Origin of the sequence: Pseudoalteromonas sp. S1650 (genome assembly GCF_005887195.1) — a bacterium.
Lineage (GTDB): Bacteria > Pseudomonadota > Gammaproteobacteria > Enterobacterales > Alteromonadaceae > Pseudoalteromonas > Pseudoalteromonas simplex.
The window spans coordinates 22,807-38,137 of the sequence record NZ_PNDF01000007.1; the positions used below are offsets into that span (position 1 = coordinate 22,807).

The following is a 15,331-nucleotide window of genomic DNA, read 5'->3' on the forward strand; positions in this document are numbered from 1 at the left end:
AACAAAAGATGGCTCACAGCCACGCCCATTAATGATCACAGTGATGTTACTGCTAGGCCCATTAGTGATGTTATTAACTTGCTTAATTGATCCACCAGCGGGTATGAGTGTATCTGCATTACGTACTGCAGGCCTTGCATTTTGGATGGCTTCTTGGTGGGTAAGCGAAGTTGTGCCAATTCCTGCTACGTCTTTATTGCCACTGGTTATATCACCTCTTGCTGGCATTGCAGCAATCAAAGGGGTCGCGTCACCTTATGCACACCCTTTGATCTTTTTATTCTTAGGCGGCTTTTTGATCTCAATCGCGATGGAGCGTTGGGGTTTACACAAGCGTATTGCACTTAATACCATGCTTCGTGCTGGTACTAAGCCAAGCCTACAAATTTTAGCCATGATGTTAGTAACGGCATTTCTATCAATGTGGATGTCAAATACAGCGACTGCTGTGATGATGTTACCGATTGCAATGTCGATTACTATGTTAGTTAAACAGTCTAACCCAGATAATGACCAATTTGGTAAAGCATTGTTATTATCAATTGCCTATGGTGCTAGCATCGGTGGTATCGCAACCTTAATCGGTACGCCACCAAACGCATTAATGGCTGCATACCTATCAGATAGCTACAAGATTGATATTGGCTTTGCTGAGTGGATGAAAGTAGGTGTACCGCTTGCGACAGTTATGCTTATTTTATGCTGGGTGTGGTTAACTAAGTTTGCCTATAAAGTAGATACACAATGTGCAAAAAGTGCAAGCAAAGACACTAAATCTTTATTCTTGTCACAGTTACAAGAGTTAGGAGCTATGCAGCGCGCTGAAAAAGGCGTAGCTGTTGTATTTGCTTTAGCTGCAGTATGCTGGATTTTTAGACCTATGATTGCTGATTTCTCTGGCCTTAAAATTTCTGATACCGGCATAGCGATTGCTGCAGCATTGATGTTATTTGTGTTACCAGCAAATAAAGGCGATGGTGAGCGAATCCTTGATTGGGAAAGTGCAGCTAAAGTGCCGTGGGGCGTGTTGCTACTATTCGGTGGCGGTTTAACACTAGCTGCACAAATCAAGTCGTCTGGCCTTGCTGAATATATTGCCCATATGATCGAGGGCGCAAGCGCTATTCCGTTAGTTTTAAGTGTTCTAGCGGTAACGGCTCTTATTACATTCTTAACAGAAATAACCAGTAACACAGCCACAGCTGCAGGTTTCTTACCACTATTAGGCCCAGTTGCTGAGTCAGTATTTGGTACACCGCTTGTATGGGTCATTCCTGCTGCAATTGCATGTAGCTGTGCGTTTATGATGCCAGTCGCGACACCACCAAACGCGATTGTGTTTGGATCAGGGCAAATTCAAATGCGCGATATGATCCGTTCTGGGTTCGCACTTAACTTAATAGCTATTGCCATGATCACCTTAGTAACAATGACTGTAGCAGCGAGTGTATTTGCTTTTTAAATGTAAAAATTAATGAATACAGAACAATAGTTTCAACTCTTACCAACCACTCACAGCGCTCTTTATGGGCGCTGTTTTTATTTGCTCTCGATTTTATTCATCGTTATAGTTGTTTAAACCTTTTTGATGAGTACTCGTTTTGGTCGATCTAGATTCACAATTACAAGAACAATATTATCAGCTGAACGATGCATTTTTAGCTGAACCTTACTTACCAATAGATATTAGAATAAAGCTTCTAAAACGCGTCAAAGTTGCGCTTATTGAGAACGAGCAGGCTTTAGTGAATGCTTCAAGTAAAGATTTTGGATACCGTACAGCCTTCGATACTGTACTAGGCGATATTTTCCCAACAGTTAAAACAATCAGTGATGTGATTAAGCGTTTACCAAAGTGGGCAAAAAATGAATCTCGTGGTGTTGGACTTAGTTTATGGCCTTCGTCTGCACATATCAGTTATCAGCCGAAAGGGGTTGTAGGCATCATTGCCCCATGGAATTATCCAATTCAACTTGCGTTAGTTCCTGCCATAACCGCATTAGCCGCAGGCAATCGCGTAATGCTAAAGTTAAGCGAATATACACCTCACACTAACGCAGTTATAAAAACGATTTTGGCTGATGAATTGAAAGAGCATTGTATCGTGATTGAAGGCGAAGCAGAACTTGCTGCAAAATTTTGCCAACTTCCTTTTGCTCATATGCTGTTTACTGGTTCAACCGCTGTCGGCCGTAAAGTAATGCAAAGTGCTAGTAAAAACCTTACCCCAGTGACGTTAGAGCTAGGTGGTAAGTCGCCAGTAATTGTTCTTGATGATGCAAATATCAAAGAAGCAGCGAAAACAATTTTATTTGGTAAATTGAACAATGCAGGGCAAATTTGTGTTGCTCCTGATTACGTATTTGTTCCAAAGCGCCTTGAACATCAGTTGGTAATGCAGCTTTGTGATATTTACCGAAAACATTTTAAACAAGGTGTTGAAGGTAAAAATCTGACTTCAATTATCTCCGAGAGTCAATACCAGCGATTAGCTGCTTATTTAGTTGATGCAAAAGACAAAGGCGCGCAAGTATTTGAGCCGATAGAAGGTCATCAAGTTGATGAACTAAAACACCGTATGGGCTTGCATATTTTAACGCAAGTGAATGATGATATGCGCGTCATGCAAGACGAGATCTTTGGCCCTTTACTGCCCATTATCGGTTATGAGTCATTGCAGCAGGTGATTGATACGATCAATGGTGACTCATTACCTCTTGCTTTGTATATTTTGGGGCACGATAAAGAGAAAATCAGTAAATTAAGCACATCAATCAGAAGTGGTACATTAGCAATTAATGATGTATTGATGCAGGTAACAGCAGATCAGCTACCGTTTGGTGGTATTGGTGAGTCAGGGATGGGGCACTATCATGGCATTGAAGGTTTTAAAACCTTTAGCCATGCACGAAATACCTTGGTATCCGGTAAGTTTAACCCTCGCACTAGCTTATTGCTAAAACAAAATAAATTGCTGATCAAACTATTAAAATGGTTGTACTTGCGCCCTTAAGCGCAAGTACGAAGTTTATTTATAGACGCCCGTCAGGTGCGTATAAACCAGCCTGTATTTTTGCATAAATGGCATCTGCTTTTTCTTTAGCAGCTTCAATTTCTGCAGGCATCATACTTCGCTCATCAAGCTTACGGCTATGGCTTGCATCCATGTTGCCGTTGTATTCAGCAATGGTATTCCAAATGTATGATTTTTCGAGATTTTTAGGAACTCCTAACCCTTCGTAATACATTAAAGCCATGTTGAATTGCGCAAGAGTAAAGTTATTTGCAGCCGCCTTTTGGTACCAACTAAGCGCGGTACGGTAATCTTGAATTACCCCTTCGCCATTGGCATACATAACCCCTAAATTAAACTGTGCCGCTGGATGGTTTTTTTGTGACGCCATTTCATACAATGAAATGGCTTTTTCTTTATCAAGTTTGACACCTTTACCTTCTTGATAAAGTACACCCAATGCGAACATTGAATCAGCATGCACTTTTTTTACTGCTTTTTCGTACAACTCTGCTGCTTTACGATAGTCTCGTTGCACACCAAAGCCACCTTCGTACATTTTAGCAAGCTCATACATTGCAGGAGCATAACCTCTGTCTGCAAGGTAATTAAATTCATGAAGCGCTTCTTCAAAACGGCCTTCATTCGCCGCTAATTGGGCATCTTCAAGACTGGCATTTGCTAAAGGTGACAAGATTAACATGCTAGCGAGCAATAGTGATTTAAAATTAGGCTTGATCATAGTCTGCCTCCAAATGTGTGTTAGGTATCAATAACAAAGCATTGAGCTATTGATAAAATGCCTTGCCAAACAGCCTCAGAGCAAAACATCACTTTTAGTTTAGCCCCAGCAGCTGCAAATGCCCAATTTATAGACAGCGGCAAGCTTTGCAATTAACAAGTAGGCTTAAGATACAGATTTTCCAGAAAAATTAAAGAAATAAAAAAAGCCCTTAGCGGGCTTTTTCGTGTCATATCTACCGTCACCGATATGAGCAATGTAGCAAGTAAAGTGTAACGTTTTATGTCTATGTTTGGGTCGAGGAAACAGATGACAATCAAGAGTTACATCTTGAACTAACTTGGTAAAACAGCATCAAAACCTTTAACAGTATGATGTTGCTGTGAGAATAGTCTAGTGAACCAAGTTGTTGATAACGATTATTACTTAGGTTTAACCGTTCGTCAATACTCAAATGATAATTAATTTCATTTAATTTGGTTGCTGAATTTTTGTTCTTAGTGGTAAGTTTACTTTGTTTTGAAATAGGATTTGAAAAAACTACAATGAAAAAGCTATCAAAGTATCTAATAGTATTTAGTTTATTGTTTACAGCAGCAGGGTGTTCTCCGAGCTTTACTTACAATAATTTAGGTTGGTTATCAGGTTTTTGGATTGATGATTATGTTGACCTTAACAGTGACCAAGCTGATAAATTTGAGCATATTGTTAAAACCAGCCGAGATTGGCATCGAGAAACACAACTCCCCTTATATAAACGCGACCTTGAAAATTTAAAGACCATGTTAGATAAGCAAGTTGACCATAACGAGCTTAAAGCACACTTTGTACAAGCGAAGCAGCACTGGCAAACATTGATTAATAAAATTGAGCCTGAACTTATCGCTTTAGCGAATTCACTTTCTTATAAGCAGCGCGTAGAGTTTGTTGCTGCACTGCAAGAAAACATTAATGATGAGTACAAAGAGCACGAAGAAAAATCACCTGAGCAACATAAAAAAGAACGTTTAGAAGAAAACCTTGAAAATTATAAAGAGTGGTTCGGTAGCAAACTCACTGCACAGCAAAAAACACTCATAGAGAGCTCATCAAATTCTAGAGTCAGTACATTTTTAATGTGGATGCAGTACAAACAAAAGCGTTTAGATGCATTAAAAACGTTATTTATGCAAAAGCAAAAACCAACAGACTTTGATAGCCAGTTGGCTGTCATCATTAATAATCGCTTAGCTTTTATGAGCGATGAGTTAATTGCAGCCGATGATAAAAATCTCGATAACTACGTTAATTTATTAGTGGAACTAAAACCTACATTAACCGATAAACAGCGTCGTAACGTTCGCGATGAGTTTGATGAGTTAATCGAAGAGGTAAGTGACTTGATTGATGATTAATGGGCTAGGTGTATTTGCACGTGATATGAAATTGATGGCAGCTAGCAGCTTATGTTTTTAAAATAAAAGTTAGAAAGTATCAGTTTTTCAGGGTTTTATGTTAATAAACGTAGTTTAATGAGGGTTTGCTTAATAATTTGTTCCTAATTTTTTAATTTGGAGTTAAAATCTAGTCACTATAATAATAACGAGAAACTGAATGGATATTGGTGCGCTAAGAGGCACTCAAGCTTTACGTAATAACGTTCTTAAATGGATGGGCTTTTGTCTAGGTGTTTTAGCGGGCGTGTTCGCGGTTTTTAATTTATTTATAAATGACTTTGTTGTTCTAGGTGCGTTAGAAGTCGTTTTTGCTTCGTTTTGTTTTTATATCTTTTTCTATACCCGAAAACGTAATGCTCAGCTTTGGCAATCACTTACTCTGTGTTTGTTTTTAAGTTTACTCATTACATTAGGTACTTACTTAAGCAGTATTAAGAGTTTACTTTTTATCTGGACATGTTCATTGCCTGTATTGTTCTATCTACTACTTGGTAAGCAATATGGGCAAGTGTTGTCTTTGATGGTTGCACTATTACAAGCACTGATTTTATTTAGTAAAACAAGTCTAGAGCCTCTGAACAGCATTAATTTTTTACTCAATTTTTCATTTACATATATCTGTATTTGGGCAGTATCTCACACCTTTGAAAATAGTCGTGCTGAATATGGACAGCGACTTGAAAACTTAGCCTTGCTCGACCCTTTGACTGGCGCGGGTAACCGCTTAGCGATGACTCATTATTTTGAAGTTGAATTAAAAAACAAAAATGGCTTGTTTATCTTAATGCTCGACCTTGATTATTTTAAGAATATTAATGATCAGTATGGCCATGATGTTGGCGATCGCATTTTGATTGAAGTAACCAGTTTCTTTAGGCAACGCATTAGTAAAGGCTATGTATTTCGTATTGGCGGTGAGGAGTTTGCTATCTTCTTACCCAGTAGCGACCCAAGAAGTGCTTATGAATTTGCTGATATGCTGCGCGAGCACTTATCAACCACTATCCACAATATTGATGAGCAAGTAATTAATCTGACTATTAGTATTGGTGTTGCTTGCTACATGCCAAATCAAACCCTGAAAAACTTTATTAAACGTGCTGACGATGCGCTATACCAAGCAAAGCAGCAAGGACGAAATAAAGTTGTAACAGCTTATGAGTTGAGCCAAGAGTCAATTGAGCATAATAAAGCGAGTTAGCGTTTATAAATTTAGCTTTTGTACATGGTGTCGAAATCAGGGATGTTTGCCTCCCAAATAGGAATATCTTTGCCTATGTATTCACGCATAGCATCAAAGAATAAACGCGTTCTTACTGGTAAGTCTCTGTGTGGGTAAACTGCATACACCGCGCTGTAATCGAGTAATTCCATATCGGTTAAAATGGGCACGAGATCGCCACGCTTAACTTCATCGTCAAGAATAAATGCCGGCGCCAAAACATACGCATTGCCTGAAATAGCTTTCATTAAAAGTACTTCTGCATCATTCGCACGAAAGACGCTTTTAATATTTTGCTCAATAATATCGCCATCGGCATTACGATAACGAATTCCGCTGATGCGTTTACTTGGGCTTGAATAGCTAGCGGCAGGTAGCTCTTTTAAATCTTCAACCTGTTTTGGCATACCGTAAGTTTCAATAAACTCAGGTGAGGCCAGCAATAACATACGGTTGCGGGCAATTTTACGGGCAATAAATGACGAGTCTTTTGGTTCGCCAACACGAAACGCTAAATCATAGCCTTCTGATACTAAATCAATCAGCCTGTCGTCTAAACGAAGTTCCACCTCAACTTGCGGAAAGCGTTTTTGAAAGTCGTTAATGACTGGTTGAATATAGCGTTTACCAATAATACTTGATGAGGTAATTTTTAACGTACCACGGGGTTCTTGGTGGTAATTCTCTGCAAGTCTTACGGTATCTGATAACAAATCTCTCAGTTCAGCTGCTTTTTTTACCATTTCAGCACCAGCGGCAGTCAACGAAAAAGAACGTGTAGTACGATTTAGTAAACGCACACCTAATTCATCTTCGAGGCGGCTAATTTGTTTTGAAATAACTGAGCGATCTATATTTCTAGATTCGGCGGCTTTGGCAAATGAGCCTCGTTCAATTACTTCAAGCAACATTAATAAGCGGCTGGTGGTATCCATAGCAGTTCCTTAAATTCTATTGGTGCAATTCTGGCATTAATGAATTTAAAAATCTATCATTTTTATCCACTAATTAGTTGCGTAACATTGTCTCCTATCTAAATACAGGAGAGTCGTTATGAACAAATCTATTCTTGCAGTGGCAGTAACCATTGCGAGCTTAACGTTGGCAGGATGTGGTAGCGAAGCTAGCCAATCAGCGCAACAGCAACAATTACAACCTATCGATGTAGCGCAAGTACTTGTAAAGCCAGTACAAAATTGGCACACCTACACAACGCGTTTAGAGGCACCGCAAGAGGTTGCACTTATGCCGCGTGTTTCAGGTGTGATCGATAAAATTAACTTTAAAGAAGGTGACAGTGTTAAAGAAGGTGATTTGCTTTTCACCCTTGATGCACGCCCTTTTGCAGCAGTAGTCGATAGCTTAAAAGCGCAGATAGAGAGCGCCAAGGCCGCATTAGAGCAGGCTAAAAGTGAAGCAAAACGTGCAGAGCGCTTAACTGAGCGTAAAGCAATTTCAACGGAGCAAGCGGAGTCTCGTAAATCAACGCTAAGACAACGCGAAGCGCAATTGCTAGCGCTACAGGCTGAACTTACGGCCGCAGAGCTTGATTTAGAATTTACTCAAGTGCGTTCACCCATTGATGGCGTTGTATCGCGTGCGAATATTACCAAAGGTAATAACGTGCTTGCTGGTCAAAGCGTGTTAACAAGCATTGTTTCAAACCAGCATATGTATGCTTATTTTGATATTGATGAGCGTACATGGAATCAATCGTTTACTGATGTGACAGCGCAAAGTGAACAAGCGGTTGTGATGCAAAAAGTGGGTCAAACCAGCTTTAACTACAATGGCAAAATCAACTTCATTGATAACCAAATTAATGAAACTACCGGCACTCTTCGTGTGCGTGCGGTGTTCGAAAACGATGAACAACAATTACGTGCGGGCTCATTTGCACGTATTAAGCTTGCTGCCAATAAAGTAAGTGAAAAAGTCATTGTGCCTGAGCGTGCAATTGGGACTGATTTAAAGAATCGCTTTGTACTCACTGTGGGTGAAGGCAATGTTCTTGAATACAAACTAGTAACGGTGGGTGAGCGTTACGGCAGTTTACGTGCGATTACATCAGGACTAAACGAAAACGATGTGATTGCTGTGAATGGCCCGGCGCGTGTTGGCCCTGGTATGCCTATTTCACCAAACACAGTCACAATCAATAGCGACGGAATTGCATTTACTCTTTCAAATAATCACTCAGATTTGGTTGCTAAACAGTAGGTCAAAATGAAATTTTCACACTTTTTTATCCAGCGACCCATCTTCGCAGCGATGCTGTCGCTTATATTTCTCATTGCAGGGGCAATTTCGCTATTTCAATTGCCAGTGAGTGAGTACCCTGAGGTTGTAACGCCAACGGTTGTAGTAACAGCAAATTACCCAGGTGCTAACCCAACGGTGATTGCCGAAACAGTTGCGACGCCACTTGAGCAAGAAATCAATGGTACTGAAAACATGTTGTATATGTTTTCGCAAGCAACCAGTGATGGCCGCATGACTTTAACAGTTACTTTTGCATTAGGCACTGATTTAGACCGTGCACAAGTTCAAGTGCAAAACCGTGTAAATAGTGCACTACCACGCTTACCACAAGAAGTTCAGCGTTTAGGTGTTGTAGCCGAAAAATCATCACCTGATCTAACCATGGTGGTGCATTTGTACTCGCCTGAAAAAACGCATGATACGACCTACTTAGCGAACTATGCTGATTTGTATATCAAAGATCAAATTGCGCGCTTAGGCGGTGTGGGTGATGTGCAAATGTTTGGTGGTGGTCAATATTCAATGCGTGTTTGGCTTAACCCTGATGCACTCTCTGCTCGCGATTTAACAGCAATGGACGTAGTAAATGCATTACGCGCTCAGAACCAACAGGTTGCTGCGGGTAGTTTAGGTGCGCAACCTACCTCGAAAAGTAATCAATTTCAAATTCTGATGAATGTAAAAGGGCGCTTAAGCTCACAAGAAGAATTTGAAAATGTGATCATCAAAGTAGGTGAGCAAGGTCAGCTTACACGCCTAAGTGATGTAGCACGCCTTGAATTAGGCCAAAACACCTATGCATTAAGAGCGATGTTAGATGGTCAACCTGCACTTGCAATGCCGATTTTCCAGCGCCCAGGTTCAAATGCGATTGAGCTTTCTGATCAAGTGCGTGAAACCATGAAAGTATTATCAAAAGACTTTCCGGCAGGTGTTGAATACGACATTGTTTATGACCCAACTGTATTCGTACGCGGTTCAATTGATGCTGTTATTAAAACGCTACTAGAAGCAATTGCATTAGTTGTAATCGTTGTTGTGGTGTTCTTACAAACTTGGCGTGCATCAGTAATCCCACTGATTGCAGTACCGGTATCTTTGATTGGTACGTTTGCGGTTATGCAATGGTTGGGGGTTTCGATTAATACCTTATCGCTATTCGGTTTGGTTCTTGCCATTGGTATTGTTGTTGATGATGCCATTGTTGTGGTTGAGAACGTTGAGCGTAATATCGAGCAGGGTTTATCACCACTTGAAGCAACCCGTGTTGCAATGACAGAAGTAACAGGACCAATTATCGCCATTGCACTTGTATTGTGTGCGGTATTTATTCCTACGGCATTTATTACGGGGTTATCTGGTCAATTTTACAAGCAATTTGCTTTAACCATTACTATTTCGACGGTTATCTCAGCGTTTAACTCGTTAACACTATCGCCTGCGTTATCGGCGTTACTATTAAAAGGTCATGATGCAAAACCAGATCGTTTAACTAAGCTATTAAACCGTGTATTTGGTAACTGGTTATTTAAACCTTTTAACCGCTTATTTGATAAAGGCGCCAATGGCTACGAAAAGCTGGTACAAAAGCTAATTCGTATGAGTGTGATTGTATTAGTTGCTTATGTTGCACTTGTTGGTGGCACAGTAAAATTGTTTGACGCAGTACCAGGTGGTTTTATCCCACAGCAAGATAAGCAATATTTAGTGGCTGTTGCACAGTTGCCTGATGCGGCAAGTTTAGACAGAACTCAAGAAGTCGTGCAAGAAATGGAAAAAATTGCATTACAAGTACCGGGTGTTGCTAACACAGTATCGTTTCCTGGTTTATCGGTGAATGGTTTCACAAATAGCCCTAATAGCGGCATTGTATTTACACCGCTTGCCCCTTTTGAAGAGCGTCAAGATCCGAGTATGTCGGCAATGGCGATTGCGGCTCAGTTAAATCAAAAGTTTGCCAGTATTGATGAAGCATTTGTTGCGGTATTCCCGCCACCGCCAATTCAAGGTTTAGGTACAACGGGTGGCTTTAAACTGCAAATTGAAGACCGTGCAAACAAAGGCTTTGAAGCACTCTTTAACAGCTTACAAGCAACTATTGCGAAAGCGCAGCAAGACCCTGCATTAATGGGACTTTATTCAAGCTTTAGAATTCAAGTACCGCAAATGGATATCGACATTGACCGTGAGCAAGCGCTGATCCAAGGTATCCCACTTGATGAAGTATTTAATGCCTTACAAGTGTACTTAGGTTCTGTGTATGTGAATGACTTTAACTTGTTTGGTCGTACATATCAGGTTAATGCGCAAGCTGATGCTGACTACCGCCAAGATCCTGAGCAAATCTTGAATCTTAAAGTACGTAACCGCATGGGTGAAATGGTGCCATTAGGCTCTGTATTAACGGTCACACCAACAACAGGCCCAGATCGTGTAATGCACTACAATGGTTACCCTACAGCTGAATTAAATGGTAGCCCAGCACCAGGTTATAGCTCTGATCAAGCGCAACATGCGATTGAAGCAATCCTTGCCGATACATTACCAAATGGTATTGAGTTTGAGTGGACAGAAGTAACTTATCAGCAAATATTAGCGGGTAATACCATGGTGTATGTTTTCCCACTTGTTGTATTGCTTGTGTTTATGGTACTTGCAGCGCAATACGAGAGCTTAAGATTACCACTGGCTATTATTCTGATTGTACCTATGACGATTTTCTCCGCCTTATTAGGTGTGTGGTTTGTTGGTGATGACAACAACATCTTTACGCAAATCGCATTAATCGTACTGGTTGCACTGGCAAGTAAAAATGCCATCTTGATGGTAGAGTTTGCACGAGATCAGCATAAAACGGGGTTGTCTCACCTTGAAGCCATTATTAAAGCGTGTCGCTTACGACTTCGCCCAATTTTAATGACATCAATTGCCTTTACGGCAGGCGTTGTACCTCTTGTTTTAGCCACAGGTGCAGGTGCAGAGATGCGTCATGCCATGGGTAACGCAGTGTTCTCAGGCATGATTGGTGTAACTGTGTTTGGCTTATTGTTCACCCCGGTGTTTTATATGTTAGTCACTAAAAAATCGCAGAAGGAGCAACACGATGCATAAGCCTCTTCATGTAATCTTTAAACACGGCAAACTAGTCAGTGCGATGCTGTTAGCTGGAGCACTGGCTGGCTGCGCACAAAGCGTCGATATGCAAGAGCAGCAAGTGAGCTTGACACAATTTGTAAGCGATACACAAATTGGTGAACAAAACGAAGGTGCGAGCGAAAATAATTGGTGGCGTCGTTTAGATTCAGAGCAGTTAAACAATTTAGTGACTGATGCATTAGCAATGAATCACGACCTAAAAACCAGTCAACTTCAACTTGATGCAGCCATTGCCCGTTTAGGTGCAGCCCGCGCGGATTATTATCCGCAGGGCAGCCTAAGCGTAGGCGCAGAGCGCAGCAGCTTAGATGGCGCAATTACGCGCCAATCAAACGCAGGTGTGAACGTAAATTGGCAGCTTGATTTGTTTGGTCGTATTACTGCGCTTGTCGATGCTGCTAATGCGGGTGCACTAAACCAAGCGGAGCAGCTAAGAGCATTACAGGTTGAAGTGGTTTCTGCCGTGGTGCAAGGCTATGTCAGCTATCAAGGTAATGTACAAAAGCAAGCGATTATTGAAATGCAAATCGAGGCGCTCGAGCAAAGTATTGATGTGCTTAAAGCGCGAGTTGAAGAAGGGGTTGCGAATGAGCTTGATCTTAACCGTACTCTTGCGCAGTTAAAGCAGCAACAAGCGCTTATTCCTGAGCTTAGTTACTTGCAATATCGCGACCTCGCAACCCTTGCGGTGCTAACAGGGCGACTTGCCAGTGACATAACTTTGATAGAAGAGCCTGAGTTACTCAGTCACGAATTTAGTGTGTCGTTTAATAAAGCCAGTGAAGCAATGGCACTGAGACCAGATATCACCAGTGCTTTATACCAGTTTAGTCAGGCTTATTCGCTAAGTGTTGCCGCCTCAAAAGCATTACTGCCAGATATTAGTTTGGCCGGGTTTGCAGGTGTGGTGAGTTTAACCAGCAATGGCTTAGAAGATACTGTGCAACAATGGCAAGTAACCCCAAAAGTTGAATGGTCATTACTCAGCTATCCTGCATTATTAGCTCAGCGTGATGCACAGCAATTTTTAAGTGAAGCTGCTTACAGTGACTATCAAAGTAAAGTACTAAAAGCCATTAGCGATAGTGAACTTACTTTACAAAGGCTAGTCAAACAGCAGCAACAGTTAAGTTATGCTGATCAGCGTTTTAATTATGCCAATAAAGCATTTGGTCAAGCTCAAGCAATGTATCAAGAAGGACAAATTCCTTACTTAGAGTTGTTAGATGCGAGACAGGATGTTTTAATAGCGCAAGAGAACGCTGTTGATTCAACAATTGCTTCATTACAGGCCAAAGTAAGTGCTTATCAAGCATTTAATGGTCGTTGGAGCTTTGAACTAAACAACCTTTAACCCAGAGTATTCAATGTCACATATTCAACAAACTACAGAACTTCCGTCAACAATGCGCGCGCTTGCACTGATTGAGCCGAATGACGCCATAGCGTTATCTGAACTTTCTGTGCCAGTACCGAGCCCTGAAGGCAATGAGCTTTTGGTTAAAGTTGAATATGTAGGCTTAAATCATGGTGATGCCAACTTTGCAAAACAAGGTTTTTGTAAATGGCATTACCCCCATGTATTAGGTCATGATGCTGTTGGCGTGGTTGTTCAGGCAAATAAAGGTGTATTCCCAGGTGTGGGCGCGCGCGTTGTATGGCACGCCAGCCTTGGCGACCAAGGTGTGTTATCTGAATACACAACGGTGCCAAACTATGCGGTATCGGTTGTACCAGATAACGTTTCACCGGCAGATGCTGCAACCTTACCTTGTTCAGGTATGACGGCATTAATTGCCCTTGATAAGTTGCAACTAAGCGAAGGGGATTCACTGTTTATTGACGCAGGGGCAGGCGGCGTTGGTCAATTTGCTATTCAATTTGCTAAGCAACGTGGTGCAACTGTATTTACCACTGCCAGTAAACACAATCATAAGTTACTTAAGCAATTAGGTGCTGATGTGGTGTTTGATTACAAAGACCCTAAACTTGAAGATAAAATTCGCCGTGAATTAGGCCCGCAAGGCTTTGACGCGGTGCTTGATTGTATTGGTGGCGATACCACCATTCGTAACGTTGAGCTAATGCGCTTTTGTGGCCGTATTGCCTGTTTAAATGAATTACCTAAATTTGAACAAGAACTTATGTTTAGGCGCGCACCAAATATTGGCATTGTATCCTTAGGCGGAGCGTGGCTTGCAAATAGCTTATGTGCGCAGCAAAAGCTGAGCTTTATGGGTAACTTATTACTCGATAATGCAGCCCGTGGCGAGATCAAATTACCGCAAATTCATGCCGTTGATTTTACCGCAGAGGCTGTTTCAGCAGCTTTAAATAAACAACTTGCTGGTGGCTTTACCGGTAAACAAGTCGTACAAGTAAGCGGTTAATTTTGCAAACTCACTGCCCAGTCATCTTGTTTGATGGTCAGTGCAATCTGTGCCATTTTTGTGTGCGGTTTATTGTTCACTTTGATAAGCAAATCACCTTTAAGTTATGCCCCATGCAAAGCGATAAAGGTGAGCGTTTATTAATGGCTCACAAAGTTAAAGATCCACTTTCCTCAATGTTAGTGATTGATAAAAACCAGCTATATAAACAAAGTGACGCTGTGTTATATATCGCAACTCAATTAGGTTTTCCATTCTCTTTAGCTAACGTGTTCAAGCTACTGCCAAAAGGTTTTCGCGATCGTATGTATGATTGGCTTGGCCGCCATCGTTATCGGTTTTTTGGCAAGCAAACACAGTGTAAGTTACTGACCGAAGAACAAAAGCAGCATTTTTTATAAACATTTAAAGCAAAGCTTGCTATTCTCGTTATTGGGAACAAATCACAATAATAAGAATATGAACATTCTCTTTCTAATCCTAAGCTCGGTTTACATTGCTTTACTGCTCTTTATACCATCATTAACTCAGCCTATTATGGCGCTATTTAAAACATTACCAATCGGCCTGTTGATTGTGATGGTGTTAAAAGGGCGCAATCAGTTACAAAATCGTACTTTTATTACTTTATTATTCGCTCTTAGTTTTTCAGCACTAGGTGATGTGTTGTTAGCCCTTGATACAGGGCAACTGTTCATAGGCGGTTTAGCGGCATTTTTTATAAGCCATACCTTTTATATCATTACCATGTTGCCAATTAAAAACTGGCGACTAGACGTTGTACTTCTTTATCTCTTTTTAGCCATCATCGTTTTTTGCTTATTCTATCCAAACTTAAATGACCTGCTCATTCCGGTACTTTTCTACATGCTGATGCTTACTATAATGGCAAGCCTTACTTGGATGACGGATAAATCGAACGGCTTTTTAGTGTTAGGTGGGGCCGTGTTTGTTATATCAGACTCTATTCTTGGCCTTAACCGTTTTTATTTAGAAATAGCGCATGCAGATATCGCAATAATGTGTAGTTATTATTTAGCGCAATTTTGTTTGGTGACAGGTTTTTTGCAGGCAACAAGTAAACATAAATAGCCACAGTGGCTCAGTGT

12 protein-coding genes are annotated in these 15,331 nt (G+C 40.9%); 10 read left to right on the forward strand and 2 right to left on the reverse strand.

The window, feature by feature from the left end; translation table 11 throughout:
• Window positions 1-31 precede the first annotated feature (31 nt).
• Window positions 32-1,462: an SLC13 family permease gene (locus CWB80_RS00500; RefSeq protein ID WP_138599857.1), complete on the forward strand. Its 1,431-nt coding sequence runs from the start codon at window positions 32-34 to the stop codon at window positions 1,460-1,462.
• Window positions 1,463-1,601: 139 nt separating this feature from the next.
• Window positions 1,602-3,014, forward strand: a complete 1,413-nt coding sequence (locus tag CWB80_RS00505) for a coniferyl aldehyde dehydrogenase (RefSeq protein WP_054552132.1) — start codon at window positions 1,602-1,604, stop codon at window positions 3,012-3,014.
• Window positions 3,015-3,033: 19 nt separating this feature from the next.
• On the opposite strand, the gene CWB80_RS00510 is transcribed toward CWB80_RS00505, so the two are convergent.
• On the reverse strand, window positions 3,034-3,756 hold the full coding sequence (locus CWB80_RS00510) for a tetratricopeptide repeat protein (protein WP_138599841.1): 723 nt from the start codon (window positions 3,754-3,756) through the stop codon (window positions 3,034-3,036).
• Between the two features lie 545 nt (window positions 3,757-4,301).
• Here CWB80_RS00510 and CWB80_RS00515 point away from each other — a divergent pair.
• Entirely contained in the window at window positions 4,302-5,150 is an 849-nt protein-coding gene (locus CWB80_RS00515) for a DUF6279 family lipoprotein (RefSeq protein WP_138599840.1), read from the forward strand.
• A 199-nt stretch (window positions 5,151-5,349) separates the two neighbouring features.
• A complete protein-coding gene (locus tag CWB80_RS00520; RefSeq protein ID WP_138599839.1) occupies window positions 5,350-6,393 on the forward strand; it encodes a GGDEF domain-containing protein in 1,044 nt (347 codons plus the stop codon).
• 11 nt (window positions 6,394-6,404) lie between these two features.
• Here the strand turns inward: CWB80_RS00520 and CWB80_RS00525 are convergent, their stop codons facing one another.
• Window positions 6,405-7,349, reverse strand: coding sequence for a LysR family transcriptional regulator (locus CWB80_RS00525; RefSeq protein ID WP_054552136.1), 945 nt, complete (start codon window positions 7,347-7,349; stop codon window positions 6,405-6,407).
• Window positions 7,350-7,467: 118 nt separating this feature from the next.
• Here CWB80_RS00525 and CWB80_RS00530 point away from each other — a divergent pair, with 118 nt between their 5' ends.
• The 6 genes from CWB80_RS00530 to CWB80_RS00555 all read left to right on the forward strand — a co-directional run bounded on the left by CWB80_RS00530 (window position 7,468) and on the right by CWB80_RS00555 (window position 15,314).
• Entirely contained in the window at window positions 7,468-8,634 is a 1,167-nt protein-coding gene (locus CWB80_RS00530; RefSeq protein ID WP_138599838.1) for an efflux RND transporter periplasmic adaptor subunit, read from the forward strand.
• 6 nt (window positions 8,635-8,640) lie between these two features.
• A complete protein-coding gene (locus CWB80_RS00535) occupies window positions 8,641-11,787 on the forward strand; it encodes an efflux RND transporter permease subunit (protein ID WP_138599837.1) in 3,147 nt (1,048 codons plus the stop codon).
• The gene (locus CWB80_RS00540) at window positions 11,780-13,186 is read left to right on the forward strand and encodes a TolC family protein (RefSeq protein WP_138599836.1); all 1,407 of its coding nucleotides are present in this window, start codon (window positions 11,780-11,782) and stop codon (window positions 13,184-13,186) included. The genes CWB80_RS00535 and CWB80_RS00540 overlap by 8 nt, the downstream gene beginning before the upstream one ends.
• Window positions 13,187-13,199: 13 nt before the next feature.
• Window positions 13,200-14,222: a zinc-binding dehydrogenase gene (locus CWB80_RS00545; protein ID WP_138599835.1), complete on the forward strand. Its 1,023-nt coding sequence runs from the start codon at window positions 13,200-13,202 to the stop codon at window positions 14,220-14,222.
• A 26-nt stretch (window positions 14,223-14,248) separates the two neighbouring features.
• Window positions 14,249-14,623 (forward strand): thiol-disulfide oxidoreductase DCC family protein, encoded by a 375-nt coding sequence (locus CWB80_RS00550; RefSeq protein ID WP_283235030.1) that lies wholly within the window; start codon window positions 14,249-14,251, stop codon window positions 14,621-14,623.
• 136 nt (window positions 14,624-14,759) lie between these two features.
• On the forward strand, window positions 14,760-15,314 hold the full coding sequence (locus CWB80_RS00555) for a lysoplasmalogenase (protein ID WP_171041473.1): 555 nt from the start codon (window positions 14,760-14,762) through the stop codon (window positions 15,312-15,314).
• The last annotated feature ends 17 nt before the right edge of the window (window positions 15,315-15,331 follow it).

What these genes read in the sequence shown, in the direction of transcription:
- CWB80_RS00500 (WP_138599857.1), top strand. Translation starts at nt 32, where the DNA reads ATGATCACAGTGATGTTACTGCTAGGCCCATTAGTGATGTTATTAACT.
- CWB80_RS00510 (WP_138599841.1), bottom strand. Translation starts at nt 3,756, where the DNA reads ATGATCAAGCCTAATTTTAAATCACTATTGCTCGCTAGCATGTTAATC.
- CWB80_RS00515 (WP_138599840.1), top strand. Translation starts at nt 4,302, where the DNA reads ATGAAAAAGCTATCAAAGTATCTAATAGTATTTAGTTTATTGTTTACA.
- CWB80_RS00520 (WP_138599839.1), top strand. Translation starts at nt 5,350, where the DNA reads ATGGATATTGGTGCGCTAAGAGGCACTCAAGCTTTACGTAATAACGTT.
- CWB80_RS00525 (WP_054552136.1), bottom strand. Translation starts at nt 7,349, where the DNA reads ATGGATACCACCAGCCGCTTATTAATGTTGCTTGAAGTAATTGAACGA.
- CWB80_RS00530 (WP_138599838.1), top strand. Translation starts at nt 7,468, where the DNA reads ATGAACAAATCTATTCTTGCAGTGGCAGTAACCATTGCGAGCTTAACG.
- CWB80_RS00535 (WP_138599837.1), top strand. Translation starts at nt 8,641, where the DNA reads ATGAAATTTTCACACTTTTTTATCCAGCGACCCATCTTCGCAGCGATG.
- CWB80_RS00540 (WP_138599836.1), top strand. Translation starts at nt 11,780, where the DNA reads ATGCATAAGCCTCTTCATGTAATCTTTAAACACGGCAAACTAGTCAGT.
- CWB80_RS00545 (WP_138599835.1), top strand. Translation starts at nt 13,200, where the DNA reads ATGTCACATATTCAACAAACTACAGAACTTCCGTCAACAATGCGCGCG.
- CWB80_RS00555 (WP_171041473.1), top strand. Translation starts at nt 14,760, where the DNA reads ATGGCGCTATTTAAAACATTACCAATCGGCCTGTTGATTGTGATGGTG.